Source organism: Sphingomonas sp. LR55, assembly GCF_036856015.1.
Taxonomy (GTDB): Bacteria; Pseudomonadota; Alphaproteobacteria; order Sphingomonadales; family Sphingomonadaceae; genus Sphingomonas.
In genome coordinates this window covers 409,676-424,203 of the sequence record NZ_JASPFO010000001.1, presented here as the reverse complement: position 1 = coordinate 424,203, position 14,528 = coordinate 409,676, and the positions used below count along the sequence as shown (strand labels likewise).

At 66.5% G+C, this 14,528-nt stretch carries 11 protein-coding genes and 4 pseudogenes; 8 read left to right on the top strand and 7 right to left on the bottom strand.

Features of this window, described 5'->3' with window-relative positions:
• Nucleotides 1-51: 51 nt before the first annotated feature.
• Together QP181_RS02075 and QP181_RS02070 are read left to right on the top strand one after the other, a co-directional pair.
• Nucleotides 52-408, top strand: a pseudogene (locus tag QP181_RS02075) (glycosyltransferase family 4 protein); the annotation flags it as partial.
• Between the two features lie 358 nt (nucleotides 409-766).
• The gene (locus QP181_RS02070; RefSeq protein ID WP_333927393.1) at nucleotides 767-1,165 is read left to right on the top strand and encodes a glycosyltransferase; all 399 of its coding nucleotides are present in this window, start codon (nucleotides 767-769) and stop codon (nucleotides 1,163-1,165) included.
• Here the strand turns inward: QP181_RS02070 and QP181_RS02065 are convergent.
• From QP181_RS02065 to QP181_RS02055, 3 genes are all read right to left on the bottom strand, one after another.
• A complete protein-coding gene (locus QP181_RS02065; protein WP_333927392.1) occupies nucleotides 1,081-1,947 on the bottom strand; it encodes a glycosyltransferase family protein in 867 nt (288 codons plus the stop codon). The genes QP181_RS02070 and QP181_RS02065 overlap by 85 nt on opposite strands.
• A gap of 259 nt (nucleotides 1,948-2,206) precedes the next feature.
• Nucleotides 2,207-2,695: an inorganic phosphate transporter gene (locus QP181_RS02060; protein ID WP_333927391.1), complete on the bottom strand. Its 489-nt coding sequence runs from the start codon at nucleotides 2,693-2,695 to the stop codon at nucleotides 2,207-2,209.
• Nucleotides 2,607-3,869, bottom strand: a complete 1,263-nt coding sequence (locus QP181_RS02055; protein WP_333927390.1) for an inorganic phosphate transporter — start codon at nucleotides 3,867-3,869, stop codon at nucleotides 2,607-2,609. Before QP181_RS02055 ends, QP181_RS02060 begins: the two co-directional genes overlap by 89 nt.
• Nucleotides 3,870-4,272: 403 nt before the next feature.
• On the opposite strand from QP181_RS02055, the gene QP181_RS02050 reads away from it, so the two are divergent.
• A complete protein-coding gene (locus tag QP181_RS02050) occupies nucleotides 4,273-4,809 on the top strand; it encodes a superoxide dismutase family protein (RefSeq protein ID WP_332755102.1) in 537 nt (178 codons plus the stop codon).
• A 330-nt stretch (nucleotides 4,810-5,139) separates the two neighbouring features.
• On the opposite strand, the gene QP181_RS02045 is transcribed toward QP181_RS02050, so the two are convergent.
• The 3 genes from QP181_RS02045 to QP181_RS02035 all read right to left on the bottom strand — a co-directional run bounded on the left by QP181_RS02045 (nucleotide 5,140) and on the right by QP181_RS02035 (nucleotide 8,843).
• Nucleotides 5,140-6,708 carry a spinster family MFS transporter gene (locus tag QP181_RS02045; RefSeq protein ID WP_333927389.1) on the bottom strand — a complete coding sequence of 523 codons (1,569 nt, stop codon included), beginning with the start codon at nucleotides 6,706-6,708 and terminating at the stop codon, nucleotides 5,140-5,142.
• Nucleotides 6,709-6,810: 102 nt separating this feature from the next.
• A complete protein-coding gene (locus QP181_RS02040) occupies nucleotides 6,811-7,635 on the bottom strand; it encodes a hypothetical protein (protein ID WP_333927388.1) in 825 nt (274 codons plus the stop codon).
• Nucleotides 7,632-8,843 (bottom strand): TIGR04063 family PEP-CTERM/XrtA system glycosyltransferase, encoded by a 1,212-nt coding sequence (locus tag QP181_RS02035; RefSeq protein ID WP_333927387.1) that lies wholly within the window; start codon nucleotides 8,841-8,843, stop codon nucleotides 7,632-7,634. Before QP181_RS02035 ends, QP181_RS02040 begins: the two co-directional genes overlap by 4 nt.
• A gap of 98 nt (nucleotides 8,844-8,941) precedes the next feature.
• Between QP181_RS02035 and QP181_RS02030 the strand changes: the two genes are divergently transcribed.
• The 3 genes and pseudogenes from QP181_RS02030 to QP181_RS02020 all read left to right on the top strand — a co-directional run bounded on the left by QP181_RS02030 (nucleotide 8,942) and on the right by QP181_RS02020 (nucleotide 11,563).
• Entirely contained in the window at nucleotides 8,942-9,097 is a 156-nt protein-coding gene (locus QP181_RS02030; protein ID WP_333927386.1) for a hypothetical protein, read from the top strand.
• Nucleotides 9,090-10,451, top strand: a pseudogene (locus QP181_RS02025) (putative O-glycosylation ligase, exosortase A system-associated). Before QP181_RS02030 ends, QP181_RS02025 begins: the two are co-directional and overlap by 8 nt.
• The gene (locus QP181_RS02020; protein ID WP_333927385.1) at nucleotides 10,448-11,563 is read left to right on the top strand and encodes an acyltransferase family protein; all 1,116 of its coding nucleotides are present in this window, start codon (nucleotides 10,448-10,450) and stop codon (nucleotides 11,561-11,563) included. Before QP181_RS02025 ends, QP181_RS02020 begins: the two are co-directional and overlap by 4 nt.
• A gap of 15 nt (nucleotides 11,564-11,578) precedes the next feature.
• Here the strand turns inward: QP181_RS02020 and QP181_RS02015 are convergent, their stop codons facing one another.
• Nucleotides 11,579-12,142, bottom strand: coding sequence for a type 1 glutamine amidotransferase domain-containing protein (locus tag QP181_RS02015; RefSeq protein ID WP_333927384.1), 564 nt, complete (start codon nucleotides 12,140-12,142; stop codon nucleotides 11,579-11,581).
• Between the two features lie 63 nt (nucleotides 12,143-12,205).
• Here QP181_RS02015 and QP181_RS02010 point away from each other — a divergent pair.
• Together QP181_RS02010 and QP181_RS02005 are read left to right on the top strand one after the other, a co-directional pair.
• Nucleotides 12,206-13,272: pseudogene (locus QP181_RS02010) on the top strand (DNA topoisomerase IB).
• A gap of 11 nt (nucleotides 13,273-13,283) precedes the next feature.
• A pseudogene (locus tag QP181_RS02005) lies at nucleotides 13,284-14,446 on the top strand (mechanosensitive ion channel family protein).
• Nucleotides 14,447-14,528 lie beyond the last annotated feature (82 nt).

Sequence of the window (14,528 nt, the reverse complement as noted above, 5' to 3'; positions counted from 1 at the left end):
GAGATTGCGCAGTCGCTCGCAGAAGCGGGTCATGACGTCACAGTATTTGCGATGGATAGGCGCGAAGACAGCCGCGACGGCAGGGTTTCGGTGTTCGGCTGCGGTTTGCGCGAAGGGTCCTTGCCCGCGCGCCTGCGCAAGATCGCCGGGATCGGGCATCTTGTGGCGCCGTTCGCGTTCCGCCGAGCGGTTGCGCGCGAGCATCGTCGTGCACCGTTCGACATCGTCGAGGCGACCAACTGGTACGCACCCGGTCTGGCGATCGCGCTTACCGGCCCCGCACCTCTGGTGACGCGCAACTCCACCCCGGCGGCAACTTCGGCGGAAACCGTCACGAGCTTGCGGGACCGGTTCGATCGCCGCGCCGCAATGCTGGCGGAACGCATCACCGCGCGCTTCAGCAAGGCTTTGATCTCGAACACGCAGCTTCACGGCGACAAGATCGCAGCTCTGTACGGCGTCGCTGCGCCCGGCGAAGACGCGCGGCACGCGGTTATCGGCCTCAGCCTGCCGCCCGAGATCGTCGCGCGCGGCTCTGCGGCGACCTACCCGCTCGGCGAACCGATCGACCTTCTGTTCGTTGGCCGCGACGAGCATCGCAAAGGGTTCGACGCGCTGATCATGGCACTGCGTATCCTGTCGCGCCGCGCGGATGCCGGGATGCGCGATTTCCGGCTGACGATCGTCGGCGTACGCGCGGAGGACGTCGGTGCGATCCCGGCGTCGGCCCGCGCGGCTGACCTGCCACCACCGCGTCGAGGAGGCCATGCTGCACGATCTGATGGAGGCGGCACACGTGATCGTCGCGCCGTCACGGTACGAGAGCTTCGGGCTGGTGTATCAGGAGGCGATGATGTTCGGCCGCCCCGTCGTCGCCTGTGCGGAGGATCCAAGCGCGCGGCTGTTCATTGGGGAAAGCGGCGCGGGATTGCTGGCGAAGACCTGCACCGGGGACGATCTCGCGACGCAGATCCAGCGGCTGGTCGAAGACCCGGTGTTGCGTGCGCATTATGCCGCTGCGAGCCGCAGGGCCGCAGGGATGTTCACGCGCGACACGCTCGCCGCGCAGACAATCGCGGTCTACCGCACCGCCACGGGATCGAAGGGGGCGAGCAGCAACGCCTCGTCCTCGGGCCTGCCCGCGCCAGTCGACATCGCTTCGTAGATCCGCGTCCGCTCGCGTACCCGCTCGCCATCGAGCCGGTGGTCGAGCGCACCGGCCAGCGCCAGCGAACTTTCGACGAACGGTACGACCGGGCGCTCATGGACGCGTCCGGCAAAGCGGATGTCGCTGCGGTTGAGGCGGTACTGGATGTCCGGGTAGGACGCGGACTGCACGCCGTCGACGAGGTTGCGGCGTGGTAGTCCCAGCGAACGCAGCCCATCGCGATCCGCCGCCGCGACCAGCCAGCCGAGCGCATCGAGCAAGGCAGCGTCGGGGCGTTCGTCGGTGTCGATCTGCAACACCCAGCGGGTCTGCATCATGTCTTGGAGCCGATTGCGCTGGGCAGCAAAATCGCCGTCGAGCGGGCGGTGGGCGACCTCGATCCACGGAAGCCGTGCAGCAAGTTCGCGCGCAGCGTCTGCCGTAGCGTCGAGGAGGACGACGAGCCGGGCAAACGCGCTGCGATAATGTGTTGCGATGTCGACGAGATCGGCGGTGTCGGCGGCACGCGCGATGATGCCGAGGCCAACGGCATGCGGCACGGTCTGCGCAGGGACCGCCTCCGCCTGGGCAGGCCGGTAGTCGTGCGGGAAGCGGACTGCGTTTGGCGCGACGGCGGTCGGTTCGACCTCGAACCCGAACCGCCACGCCGCGTTGCGCAATCCTGCCGGGTCGAGCGCCCAGCGCTCGGCGGGCTCGCGTTCCAGATCGACCACACCGCTTTCGAGCCGGGCGACGATGTCGCGGGCCACTTCGCCGACCTCGCTCACGTCGCGCACCATCAGGCGGCAGTGGCTACACTCGGACCAGTCCTCACGCGGGAGCCAGTCCCAGTTCCCACAGATCGAGCATCGTAATCGCATGGGTCCGGCAACCCGTAGGGCGGGCGAGCGGTTCCGCCGAACTCGATCCTCCCCCATCGGGGGAGGTGGCAGTCCCGAAGGGGCTGACGGAGGGGTATCCGCCCCAAGTTGAGGGGCGGCACCCCTCCGTCTGGCAAGAGCCAGCCACCTCCCCTCAAAGGGGAGGATCTTAGAACGCTCAATACCCCAGCGTATGCGCCAGCATCAGCAGCAGCCAGTACAGCCCGCCCGACAACAGCATCGCCACCGGCAGCGTCATCACCCAGGCCAGCGCCATGTTCATCACCGTGCGCCGCTGCAGCCCGGCGCCATTGGCAACGCTCGCACCCGCAACGCCGGACGACAGGATATGCGTGGTCGACACCGGCATCCCGAAGTTCACCGCCAGCAGGATCGTCGACGCCGCAACCAGCTCGGCCGATGCGCCCATCCCATAGGTCAGATGCGTCTTGCCGATCCGCTCGCCCACCGTCACGACGATCCGCTTCCACCCGACCATCGTGCCCAGGCCCAGCGCCAGCGCGACGGTCACCTTCACCCAGGTCGGGATATAACGCGTGCCCTGCTCAAGCCCGCTATCATAGCTCTTTAGCGTGGTGATCTCCTGCGCGGTAAACCGACCCTGCGCTGCCTTGTCGGCGGCGATCAGCTTGGTCGTGTCGAGCACCAGATACATGTCGTTGCGCAGGTTCGGCGTCGCCGCGGCGGGCACTTTGCCGAGAGAACCATAGCCCGCGATCCGGCTCGACACGTCGTCCGACAACGTTGCCAGCGCGCCATAAACGACCGGGTCGGCGACATGCTTGCTCTTCAGCGCCTGCGTGACCTGCGCGCGCCGCGCCCACGTCGGTCGGTGCGCCATCGGCATGCGCGCGGTAGGCCGCCGACGCCGCCTGCGCGGTCTGGACGAACGCCGGCGTCGCGCTCTCGGGCATCGTCCGGTTAAGCGCATAGGCGGTCGGCGCGCAGCCGATCAGGATGAGCATGATCAGCCCCATCCCCTTCTGCCCGTCGTTGCTGCCATGCGCGAAGCTGACCGCGGTGCACGTGCCGATCAGCAGCGCGCGGATGCCGCGCGGCGGCGGCGTCTGGCCCTCGGGTGCCTCGTACAGCGCCTTGTCGCGGAGAAAGCGCTTCATCACCAGAAGCAGCAAGAGCGCGCCGACGAACCCGACGATCGGGCTGAACGCGAGCGCGGAGAGCACTTTCCAGACCTGCGCCATGTCGACGCCCGACGTCCCGTCCGCGCCGCCGTTCATGAGCTGATTGGCGAGGCCAACGCCGAGAATCGAGCCGATCAGCGCATGGCTCGACGAATTGGGCAGCCCGACCGCCCAGGTCGCGAGGTTCCACACGATCGCCGCGAGCAGCAGCGCGAAGATCATCGCGAACCCGCCGACGCTGCCGACGTTGAGGATCAGGTCGACCGGCAGCAGCGTGACGATAGAATAGGCCACCGCGCCCGACGACAGCATCACGCCGAGGAAGTTGAAGAACCCCGACCAAACGACTGCGAGCGGCGCGGGCATCGAATGCGTGTAGATGACGGTGGCGACCGCGTTCGCGGTATCGTGGAAGCCGTTCACGAACTCGAACCCGAGCGCGATCAGCAGCGCGAGCGCGAGGAACGCGAACGCCCCGCCCGCCAGGCTCTCGCCGACCTGGGCTGTATCGAACGCGATGCTGAACCCGGCATAGGCAAGCCCGCCGATCAAGACGGCCAGGAAGATCCACCGCCCCGCCGGGTGCAGCGAATGATCGAGCTTGGGACCAGTGCGCGGCGCCGATGGAGCGCTCGAATCAGCCATCAGCGTGTCGGGTGCGAATGTGGAGGTAGCCATGGGGGTGCAGTCGGCCCTTACGATGACAATCTTATGACAGATGTAGATCAAGCGACGGCGGGGCCTGATTTGGGACGGATCGGCGCGGGTATATTCCGCAAGGGAGGTCGCTGCATTCGCCTGGCGGAGTAGGCGGTTAGCGCCGTTCAGCTACGGGCCATTCCGCCCGAACCGCGCGGCTGCCTGCTACACATCCCAATCGGCCGGGGTCGACTTTGCGATGGTGCTGCCCGTGCCGCACTCTCGAGCGCGCCCTTCCCGTCATGCGTTCTCATGCTGTACGAAGGCTATCCCGGTCACGCCGGCGCGCTGGACGACCCCGTCGCGCGGGCGGCGCTCAATACCGGGGTGGAACCTGAGCGACGGCGAAGGGTTCGCCAAGAGATCAACAGGGAGAGACGACATGCGGATTGCGACACTGGCACTGCTCGGCGCGGCGACGATGGGCCTGAGCGCCTGCGATAAGAGCGGCATGGACACCGGCACGCCGGTTGCGGGCGGCCAGCGCGCCACCGCCATGCTCCAGACCGCGACCGGCACCGACGTCGGCCGCGCCACCGCCACCGAAGTCGCGGGCGGCCTCCGCTTCACGCTCGACGCCAAGGCGATGCCCCCCGGCACGCACGGCGCGCACATCCACATGGTCGGCCGCTGCGACGCCCCCGACTTCACGACCGCGGGCGGCCACTGGAACCCGACCGGCATGAAGCACGGCAGCATGAACCCACAGGGGCCGCACGAAGGCGATCTGCCCAATTTGATCATCGGCACCGATGGACGCGGCACGATCGGCATCACGATCCCGGGCGCGACGATGGCGGGGTTGATGGACACGGACGGCTCGGCGTTCGTGGTGCATGCAGGTCCGGACGATTTGATGACCGATCCAGCCGGCAACAGCGGCGGACGGATCGCCTGCGGGGTGTTCCAGGCGGGGTAACACCCTTCCCGTTCGTGCCGAGTAGCGACCGAGTAGCTTCGCAGAAGCGTATCGAGGGCGCGTATCGAAGCACAGGTCCCGCGCACCAACCTGTCCTCTCCCCGTTCGCCCTGAGCGAAGTCGAAGGGCCAGCCCCGCGCGCAGGTGCTTCGACTTCGCTCAGCACGAACGGAAAGCCACGCACCTCCAAACCGCGCGATCCTCCCCCGCCAGGGGGAGGTGGCTGGCCCTTGCCAGACGGAGGGGGAGGAAAGGGAAACCTCTGTTGCGTGTCCTCCCCCTCCGTCACCTGCGGCGCCACCTCCCACTGGCGGGGGAGGATCGCAAAGCTCAGACCACCTCCCCCGCCGCCCGCGCCCTTTCCTCCCGCGTAGCCTCGGCGCGCGGCGCCAACCGATACGCCGCAATCGCGCACGCCAACGTAATCGGCGTCACCACCAGCAACGACAGCATCCCGATCGACAGGCTCCCGGTTAGCGTCGACACCCGCCCCGCCATATACGGCCCGAGCGCCAGCCCGATCAGCGTCGTCCCGATAAAGAACGTCGCCGTCGCCGTCCCGCGCATCCGCGGCAACACCATATCCTGCGTCGTCGCCGCCGCCGCCCCCAGCGCGCACGACGCGGTCAACTGCGCCAGGAATATTCCGGTATAGAACGCGGTCGGCGACGACGCGGTGAAGGCGAGCACCAGGAACGGCACCGGCACCACCGCGCCGAAGATCACCACCCAAAGTCGCCCCGCCGGATTGCCGCGCCGCAGCCGATCCGACACCACTCCACCGATCGTCAGCCCCAGAAACCCCGCGGTCGCGCCGAGGCTGCCAATCATGAACCCCGCCGACGACGGCGTCGCACCAAGCTCCCGCAATGCATAGGGCGCCGCCCAGAAACTCGCCGCATAACTCAGGAACGCGTTCAGCCCATACGCCACCACCGTGCACAGGAATGCCGGCGTGCCGACGATCAACGCGAAGGTCGGCGGATCGCGCCGCTTCAGCGCCGACGCCCACGAGAACACCGCATACACGCCGATCCCGATCGCCAACCATTGCGGCCACGGCTCGCCCGCCGCGACCAGCCCCGACACCGCCGCGACCACCACCGCGAGCGCGACGAGGTTATAGCCAAGCGCCCGCGCCCCTCCCATCGCCGCACCGATCAACGTCAGCGGCGGCACGATCGTCACCAGCTCGGCACCGAACGCCCTGAACGGCGCAGGATGCTTCTCCGGCTCGGGCAGGCCCTCGACCAGCCCGCGGATCGGCTCCTTCAACGTCGCGATCCAGACGGCGAGCAACAGCCCCGGCACGCCGACCGCCATGAACGCCGCCTGCCAGCCGACCAGCCCGAGCGGCCCGCCGCCGGGATACGCTTTGTTCCAGCCCTGCACGATCAGCCCGCCGATGAACAACGAACAGCCGCCGCCCACGTACAGCCCGGCGGAATAGATCGACAGCGCGGTCGCGCGCAGCCGCTTCGGGAAATAGTCGGAGATGATTGAATAGGCGGACGGACTGGCCGTCGCCTCGCCGATCCCCACGCCGATCCGTGCCGCTGCGAGGTGCCCGCCGGTCTTCGAAAATCCCGACAGCGCGGTCATCACCGACCACAGCGACAGCCCGATCGTCATCAGTCGCACGCGGTGCCAATTGTCCGCCAGCCGCCCGAGCGGGATGCCGAACAGCGAATAGAACACGCCGAACGCAGTGCCATACAGGAAGCCGAGATCCTGGTCCTTCAACCCCAGGTCGCGCTTGATGTCCTCCGCCAGGATCGAGATGATCTGCCGGTCGACGAAGTTCAGGACGTAGACGAGAAACAGGATCGACAGCACGTACCAGGCGTAGCGCGACGCGCCTTTTTCCGGATCGTCCCCGATGGTTTGCGCACCCGCCATGATCCCTCCTCGATGTTTTTCGAGCTATGGGTATCAGAGGGAATCAGAGAGAAACAGCGGTTTCGATTGGGTCGGGTACGGCAGAGCATCTGCGATCACGCTTTAGTGCGAGCCGATACGCCCCCGCTTCAGCGCGCCCTGTTCGAGCCGCAGGAGCAGTGCCTCGATCGTCGGCGGTGTGGTCGGCTCGGCGGGCGGGCGACCGGGTCGCGCAATCGGGGTCGGCGCGATCATTTCCGGCGTAGGGTCGGGCATGGTTTCGGGCACCGGTTCGGGAGCATCCTCCTCCAACGCAATTTCGACCGGCCGCTCGACCGGCTTGGCCGCGGGCGCAGGCGCGGTCACGAACGTTGCCGGTTCGGCCGAACGCGGCATATCCACCACCGGCGCGACCATCGGCTGCGCAAGCGGCGCTACCGGGCGCACCGGCTCCATCGGCACGGGCAGGATCGCCTTCGGATCGAACGCGGCGAGCGGCAGGTCGAGATCGACCGGTATCGTCCGCTCGTCACGCGCGCCGTTGGCACCGATCCCCAGCTCCATCATCGGCGTGCCCAGATCGGCGGCCGACATGGGCTTACGCGGTGGCGCGTCGGGATGCGCATCGGCGCGGCGCACCACCGGCACGCCGTCTTCGCGCGGCGCACGGCGGACGAGAAACCCGCCCGGCCCGAACAGCAGGAACAGCGACGACCACAGCAACGCGCCGACCAGCAGCCCACTGCCGAGCGCCAGGAGGACGCGCGCGACCATCCCGAGCGGCGGCGCGGCGGCCGGCACCAGTGCGGCCACGCCGGTGGTCCACACCAAAGTCTCCAGCGTGTCGCTCGAGATCACCAGCACGCCGATGGCGGCGAGCAGCCCACCGGCGACCGCGCCGTAAAGCGGCAGCGCGCGGATCAGGGGTTGGCGGCCAAGCGCGATCATCGTTGTTCCCGTGCGGCGGCCGCGATCAGCCGTCCATAAAGAGGATCATAGCGCCGAATGTTTGACGACCAGTTACGTTCATCCTTAACGAACGCGCGCCCCCGCGCCCGCCGCTCGTCCCAACCCGACCGATCCGCGAACATGCCCGCCAGCGCGGTCGCGATCGCCTGCGGATCGTCGGGCGGAAACAGCGTTCCCGTCTCCCCGTCACGGATCAGTTCGCGGTGCCCGCCGACATCCGACGCCGCGACCAGCCGGCCCTGCGCCATCGCCTCGAGCGGCTTCAGCGGCGTGACCAGGTCGGTCAACCGCATCCGTTTGCGGGGATAAGCGAGGATATCGACCAGCCCATAATAGCGCTCGACCTCCTGATGCGGCACGCGCCCAATGAACCGGATCGCATCGGCCACCGGCGACGCCGCCGCCTGCGCGCGCAACGCCGCCTCCATCGGTCCGCCACCGACCATTACAAGCCGCGCCTTCGGCCGCGCCGCGATCAGCGCCGGCATCGCCGCGATCAGGTCGTCGAGCCCCTCGTAATCGTAGAAGCTGCCGATGAACCCGACGACGTCCGCGCCATCGAGCCCCAATTCCGCTCCCAATGCATCGTCGCGCGGCGGCGCCGTCCCGAACAGGTCGAGATCGACGCCATTGGGCGACACCGTGATCTTGTCCGCCGCGATCCCCCGCCCGACCAGATCGTTGCGCAGGCCTTCGCAGATCACCGCCACTGCGTCCGCGCGCCTGACGGCCCAGGTCTCCAGCGCCCGCGTCGCACGGTAGCGCAGCGACGTCGCGGTCCCCGTACCGTTGCCGACTGCCGCATCCTCCCAGAACGCGCGGATCTCGTACACCAAGGGCAGCTTCCGCTTGCGCGCGACGATCAGCGCGGCGAGCGCATCGATCACCGGCGAATGCGCGTGGAGGATGTCGGGCTTGAAGGCATCGACCGCCGCCTCGATCCGCTTTGCGAACGCCGCGATCCCGACGACCTCGCCGACCGGGCCCGGCCTCACCTCTGCCGCGGTGCGGTGAAAGGTCAGTCCGTCGACCGATTCCACCGACGCTGGTGCCACGCCGTGCCGCGGGCCGGTGACGGCTGCGACGGTCCACCCCAGCCCCTCCTGCGCCTTGAGGATCGCCCGGGTGCGGAACGTGTAGCCACTTTGCAGCGGCAGGCCATGATCGAGGATATGAAGGATACGCATCGTCGACGTCGTCTGCCACAGATCGCTTAACGGCGCGTCAACCGACTATGGCTACGCACGAATCTGATGAAGCGCTCAGAGGAAAGGAGGCCGAACCCATGATCGACAATCTCGCGCTCGGCCTCAGCCACGGGCTGATGATGCTCGCCGCGTTCCTCCTGCTCAAGCGCCCCGATCTCGATCGCGAGCCCAGCCCGCACGACGCGCCAGACAAGAAGCGCGCGCCGATAGAGAAACCTCGCCGCGATGCGTGATCTCGCGTTCATCGCCTTTCTGCTCGCGTTCTTCGCGATGGGCTTCAAGCGGCCGTTCCTGCTCGTGCTTGTCTACGTCTATATCGACATCGTATCGCCACAGCGGCTGACCTATCTGCTGCTCAACTCGGTGCCGATCTCGCTGATCGCGGTCGCGCTGGCGGTCGGCGGCTGGATCCTCGCCGACGACAAGCGCGACACGCGGGTCGGCGGCCGGCAGGTGCTGATCGTGCTGCTGCTGCTCTATTGCTGGGGTACGACGATCGCCGCCGATTTCCCCACCGAAGCCAAGGAGAAATGGGACTGGGTGTGGAAGGCGCTCGCCTTCGCCGCCTTCCTCCCCTGACCTTGCGGACGCGCGTCCGGATCGAGGCGTTGTTGCTGTTCATGATCCTCGCCGCGTCGTCGATCATCGTCGTCGGCGGGATCAAAACGATCGCCAGCGGCGGCGGCGGGTACGGTCAGCTGAACCTGATGGTCGACAATAATAGCGGGCTCTACGAGGAGCACGATCAGCGCGGTGGCGATCGCGATCATCCCGATCATCATCTGGTTCATGAGCCACGGGACGATCTTCAAACCCGACTGGCGCGTGAAAAGCTACTGCCTCGCGCTGGTCTTCGCGTGCCTGCTGATCCCGGTCGGCACTTCGACACGCACCGGGCTGCTCTGCATCGGCCTGCTCGCGCTGCTGTCGATCCGCAACGTAAAGCGCAAGGTCGCGTATCTGGCGATGCTCGGCGTGCTGGGGGTGGCGGCGATCCCGTTCCTGCCGTCGACCTTCACCAGCCGGATGAACACCATCAAGACCTATGACGCCGACGAATCCGCCTCGACGCGGCTCGCAGTGTGGCAATGGACGATCGAATACGCGAAGACGCATCCGTTCGGCGGCGGCTTCAACGCGTATCTGGGCAACCGCATCCGCTACGATCTGAAGACCGCACCCGGCACGACCGGACCCGCCTCCGCCGCCCCGGCAACGCCCAAGGTCGAGGTCGACAAGGCCCGCGCCTATCACAGCGCGTATTTCGAGATGCTCGGCGAACAGGGCTATCCCGGCCTTGCTTTGTGGCTCGCGATCAACCTGATCGGCATCGTCCGCATGGAGATCGTGCGCCGCCGCTACCGCGATCCGGACGGCGAGTTCGCCTGGGCCGGACCGCTCGCCGCGGCACTCCAGAGCGGCCACATCGTCTACCTGCTCGGTGCGGCGTTCATCGCGATCGCGTTCCAACCGTTCATCTACATGCTGATCGGCGCCCAGATCGGGCTCGACACGTATCTGTCGCGCAAGCGGAGCGAACAGTCGTTCCGGCCGATGCGCCGCAGTGCCGCGCCATCTCCGGCGTGACGGATCGCGCTCCGGTCCACGAACTCCGCGCGCTGACCGGCGTGCGGGGAATCGCGGCGTGGTTCGTCGTGTTCTACCACATCCGCCTGTCGATCGCGGGTTTGCCGATCGGTCTGCGCGACGTCTTCGCGAAGGGCTATCTCGCGGTCGACTTCTTCTTCCTGTTGTCGGGCTTCGTGATCTGGCTGACCTGGTCCGGCCGTATCCGTACCGGGGGCATGACGAGCATCCCCCGCTTCCTGCAAAAACGCATCGCCCGAATCTGGCCGCTGCATCTGGTAACGCTCGGCGGTGCGGTCGCTTTGGCACTCGTGTTGGGCGCAACCGGCCGCAGCGATCCGCAATTCGTGTTTTCCGAACTGCCGCTGCACATCCTGCTGCTGCAGAACTGGGGCTTCACCCGGCATCTCGCCTGGAACGATCCCGCTTGGTCGATCAGCGCGGAGCTCGGGGCGTATCTGCTGTTCCCGGTGCTGGTGACCGCGGTCAACTGGCGGCGCTTGCCGAGCGTGGCGTTGCTGGCGATCGCGGGCGCGCTGTTTATCGGCCTGCATCTGGCGATGGGCGCCCCGACGCTGGGCATTGACATCCCGCGCTACGGCCTGCTGCGCTGTCTGGTCGAGTTCACCACCGGCAGTATCGTCTGCGCCCTGTGGCTGCGCTGGCGAGACCTGACTTGGGGGCCGGTATATGCCGCACTAGCAGCCGTACTGCTCGCCGCGGCTTGGGTCGCGGGCGCACCGGAGACGCTTGTCGTTCCGGCGATATTCGCCGCCACCCTCCTGCTGCTCGCGCTAACTGCCGGCAAGCGTGGCAATCTGTTCGAATTACGATGGACGCACTATCTCGGCGAGATCAGCTACGCGACCTATCTCAGCCACTTCATCCTGTGGAAAGCGTTCAAGCTCGCCTTCGTCAGCGATGCGACCGCCGTGTCGCCCGCGAAGATCGGTCTGTACCTCTGCCTGGTCCTGCTATCATCGATCGCGCTCTACCACCTGATAGAACGCCCCGCCCAACGCTTGCTCAACAGGCTCCCCTCCCGCTCACGGGAGGGGTTGGGGAGGGGCGGCCATAAAGGTCAGCGCCCATTCCCCTCCCCTAACCCCTAGCGGAAGCGGAACAGTTCAGTCGACCGGTTCGTCGGCCAGTTCCTCTTCCAGCGCCGCAATGATCGCCTTGTTGAACGCGGGGATATCGTCCGGCTTGCGGCTCGTGATCAGATTGCCGTCGACAACAACCTCCTCGTCCACCACGTTAGCGCCCGCATTCTCCAGGTCCGTCCGGATCGACGGGAAGCTCGTCACGCGACGACCGTCGATCACGTCAGCCTCGGCGAGCAACCACGGTGCATGGCAGATCGCGGCGATGATCTTGCCGTCCTCCATGAACTCGGTGATGATCTCGATCGCGCGCTCTTCCTGGCGCATCGTGTCAGGGTTGGCGACGCCGCCCGGCAGCACCAGCGCGTCGTAATCGTCGGTGTCGACCTCGTCGAGCGTCAGGTCGGGCGTCGTCGTCTCGGCCTTGTTGATGTCTCCATTCATGCCCTGGATCGGGTCGGTCTTGATCGACGCGAGCGTAACCGTCGCACCCGCCGCCTCCAGCGCTTTGCGCGGTTCGAACAGTTCGACGGTCTCGAAACCATCGGCAGCGAGCATCAATACGCGAGCTTGGGAAAGATCGGTCATGTCATGTCTCCAGTGAAATCCCGTGCCCCCTCAACCCCGCGCCGCGTGGGTCGTTCCGGAACGATGCGACCTCCCGAACATTTCCAGACGAGAAGGACCCCCGCATTGCCCATCAAGATCGTGTATTCCGACGACTCAAAGCCCGGCATCACCCGCAAGAAGATGCGGAACGGCTGGGGCTATTGGGATGCCAAGGGCGAACGCATCACCGACCGCGATGAGATCGACCGGCTAAACGCGATCGCCTTGCCCCCGCCTATCGCGACGCCTGGTTTTGCCCCAAGCCGAACGGCCATATTCAAGCCGTCGGCTGGGATGAAAAGGGGCGCAAGCAATATCGCTATCACCTCGGTTTCCGCGAAGCGCAGGAGGCTGCCAAATACGAACGCTGCGCCGATTTCGGCCAGGCGCTCCCCAAGATCCGCAAGGCGGTCGAGGCCGACCTCCGCAAACGCTCGCTGACCCGCGAACGCGCGGTCGCCGCGGTCATCCGCCTGCTCGACGGCGGCCATATCCGCATCGGCAATGAGGCATACGCGGAGGCAAACGAAAGCTTCGGCGCCACCACGCTGCGCAAGCGCCACGGCGAAGTGAAGGGCTCGACGCTGAAACTTCAGTACAAGGGCAAGTCCGGCAAGATGCGGACGCTCAAGATCACCGACCGCTCGCTCAGCAGCTTCGTCAAGAAATGCCAGGACCTCGACGAACAGCATCTGTTCGCATGGCTCGACGATACGGGCGTCGCGCATCCTGTCACCTCGACCGACGTTAACTGCTACATCCGCGACGTCACCGGCACCGATTTCACCGCCAAGAACTTCCGCACCTGGGCTGCCAGCGTCGCCGCGTTCGAGGCGCTCGCATCAGCCGAGCGTGACCTCAGCCTGAAGGCGATGCTCGAACCCGTCGTCGCGCGGCTCGGCAACACGCACGCGATCGCGCGAAAGAGTTATGTCCACCCATCGTTGATCGCGCTCGTGAAGACCGGTCAGTCGACCTTCCGCAAGGCACTCCGCCTGCCGCGCGCCAAGCGCCATCTCAGCCGGGAGGAATGCGGCCTGATCGCCTTCCTCGAGGCCGGCACGCCTGCGACCGCCACTATCGCATCCCCACGCGCCAAAGCGGCCTGACGAGTATTTCCATGTCCAATTCCACTGCCGCCAAACAACCGATCTTCGACGCAAGCGACGTCGGCGATCACGCCCAGGGCTTCGTCACCGCCAGCTTCGCCTGGATCCAGGCCTATTGGCTCCAGATCCTGATCGCGTTCGGGATCGGTGCGGTCATCGTCATCGTCCTCCACACCGCGCGCCGCTTCGGCAGCAAGCTCTGCGAACGCCCCCGCGCGCTCAACGGCTGGGGCATCGTCGTCGGCAAGGCGATCGCGCGCACCGGCAACTTCTTCATCGTCATGCTCGCCGCCAAACTGGTGTCGGGCTATTCCGCCGCGCCCGGCGAGGTATCGAAGACGATCGACTTCCTCTTCACCGTTGCCGCGGTGTTCCAGGCCGCCGTCTGGGTGCGCGAGATCATCCTCGGCGCGATCGAGCACCGCACGCAGTCCGAACATTATTCGGGTGAGGCCCTGCTCTCGGCGATGGGCCTGATCCGCCTGCTCGTCACCTTCGTGGTGTTCGCGGTCGCGCTGGTGGTGGTACTCGACAATCTCGGCGTCAACGTCACCGGACTCGTTGCAGGTCTCGGCGTCGGCGGCATCGCGATCGGCCTGGCCGCACAGGGCATCTTTGCCGATCTGTTCGCCGCGCTCGCGATCATCTTCGACCGGCCTTTCCGCCGCGGCGACTCGATCAGCTACGACACGGCCTCGGGCAGCGTCGAGGCGATCGGCCTCAAATCGACCCGCATCCGCGGCATCGACGGCGAGGAACGCGTGATCTCGAACAAGAACCTCCTCAACAAGGAGATCCTCAACAACACGCAGCGCAACCACCGCCGCGCAAAGTTCGTCATCGGCGTTACCTACTCCACGCCCCCGAAGTCTGCTCGCGCATCCCCGCGATGCTGAAGGAAATCGTCGAGGCCAACGACAAGATCTTCACCCGCGCCGGCTTCACCGGCTTCGGCGCGTCGAGCCTCGATTTCGAGGTCCAGTTCGACAGCAAGGGTCCGGATTATGCGAGCTTCTACGACGGCCGCACCGCAGTCGGCATCGCGATCCTGAAGCGCTTCAACGACGAAAAAATCGAGATCGCCTTCCCGACCCAGGTCAACATGATGGCGGCGCCGGATGGCTCGGTGGTCATGCCGTACCCCGAAGGCAGACCGGCGCGCGCCGAAGTTTAGAATGTCGGGTTCGCACCCGCGCCTTAGCAGATACGGGTTTTTCCACTTTTAGGTTGGTCGAGGCTTGCAGGAGGCTTGCCGA

Bases quoted from the DNA above. Each gene is read 5' to 3' on its own strand.
- QP181_RS02070 (WP_333927393.1), top strand. From the start codon at position 767: ATGCTGCACGATCTGATGGAGGCGGCACACGTGATCGTCGCGCCGTCA.
- QP181_RS02065 (WP_333927392.1), bottom strand. From the start codon at position 1,947: ATGGTGCGCGACGTGAGCGAGGTCGGCGAAGTGGCCCGCGACATCGTC.
- QP181_RS02055 (WP_333927390.1), bottom strand. From the start codon at position 3,869: ATGGCTACCTCCACATTCGCACCCGACACGCTGATGGCTGATTCGAGC.
- QP181_RS02050 (WP_332755102.1), top strand. From the start codon at position 4,273: ATGCGGATTGCGACACTGGCACTGCTCGGCGCGGCGACGATGGGCCTG.
- QP181_RS02045 (WP_333927389.1), bottom strand. From the start codon at position 6,708: ATGGCGGGTGCGCAAACCATCGGGGACGATCCGGAAAAAGGCGCGTCG.
- QP181_RS02040 (WP_333927388.1), bottom strand. From the start codon at position 7,635: ATGATCGCGCTTGGCCGCCAACCCCTGATCCGCGCGCTGCCGCTTTAC.
- QP181_RS02035 (WP_333927387.1), bottom strand. From the start codon at position 8,843: ATGCGTATCCTTCATATCCTCGATCATGGCCTGCCGCTGCAAAGTGGC.
- QP181_RS02030 (WP_333927386.1), top strand. From the start codon at position 8,942: ATGATCGACAATCTCGCGCTCGGCCTCAGCCACGGGCTGATGATGCTC.
- QP181_RS02015 (WP_333927384.1), bottom strand. From the start codon at position 12,142: ATGACCGATCTTTCCCAAGCTCGCGTATTGATGCTCGCTGCCGATGGT.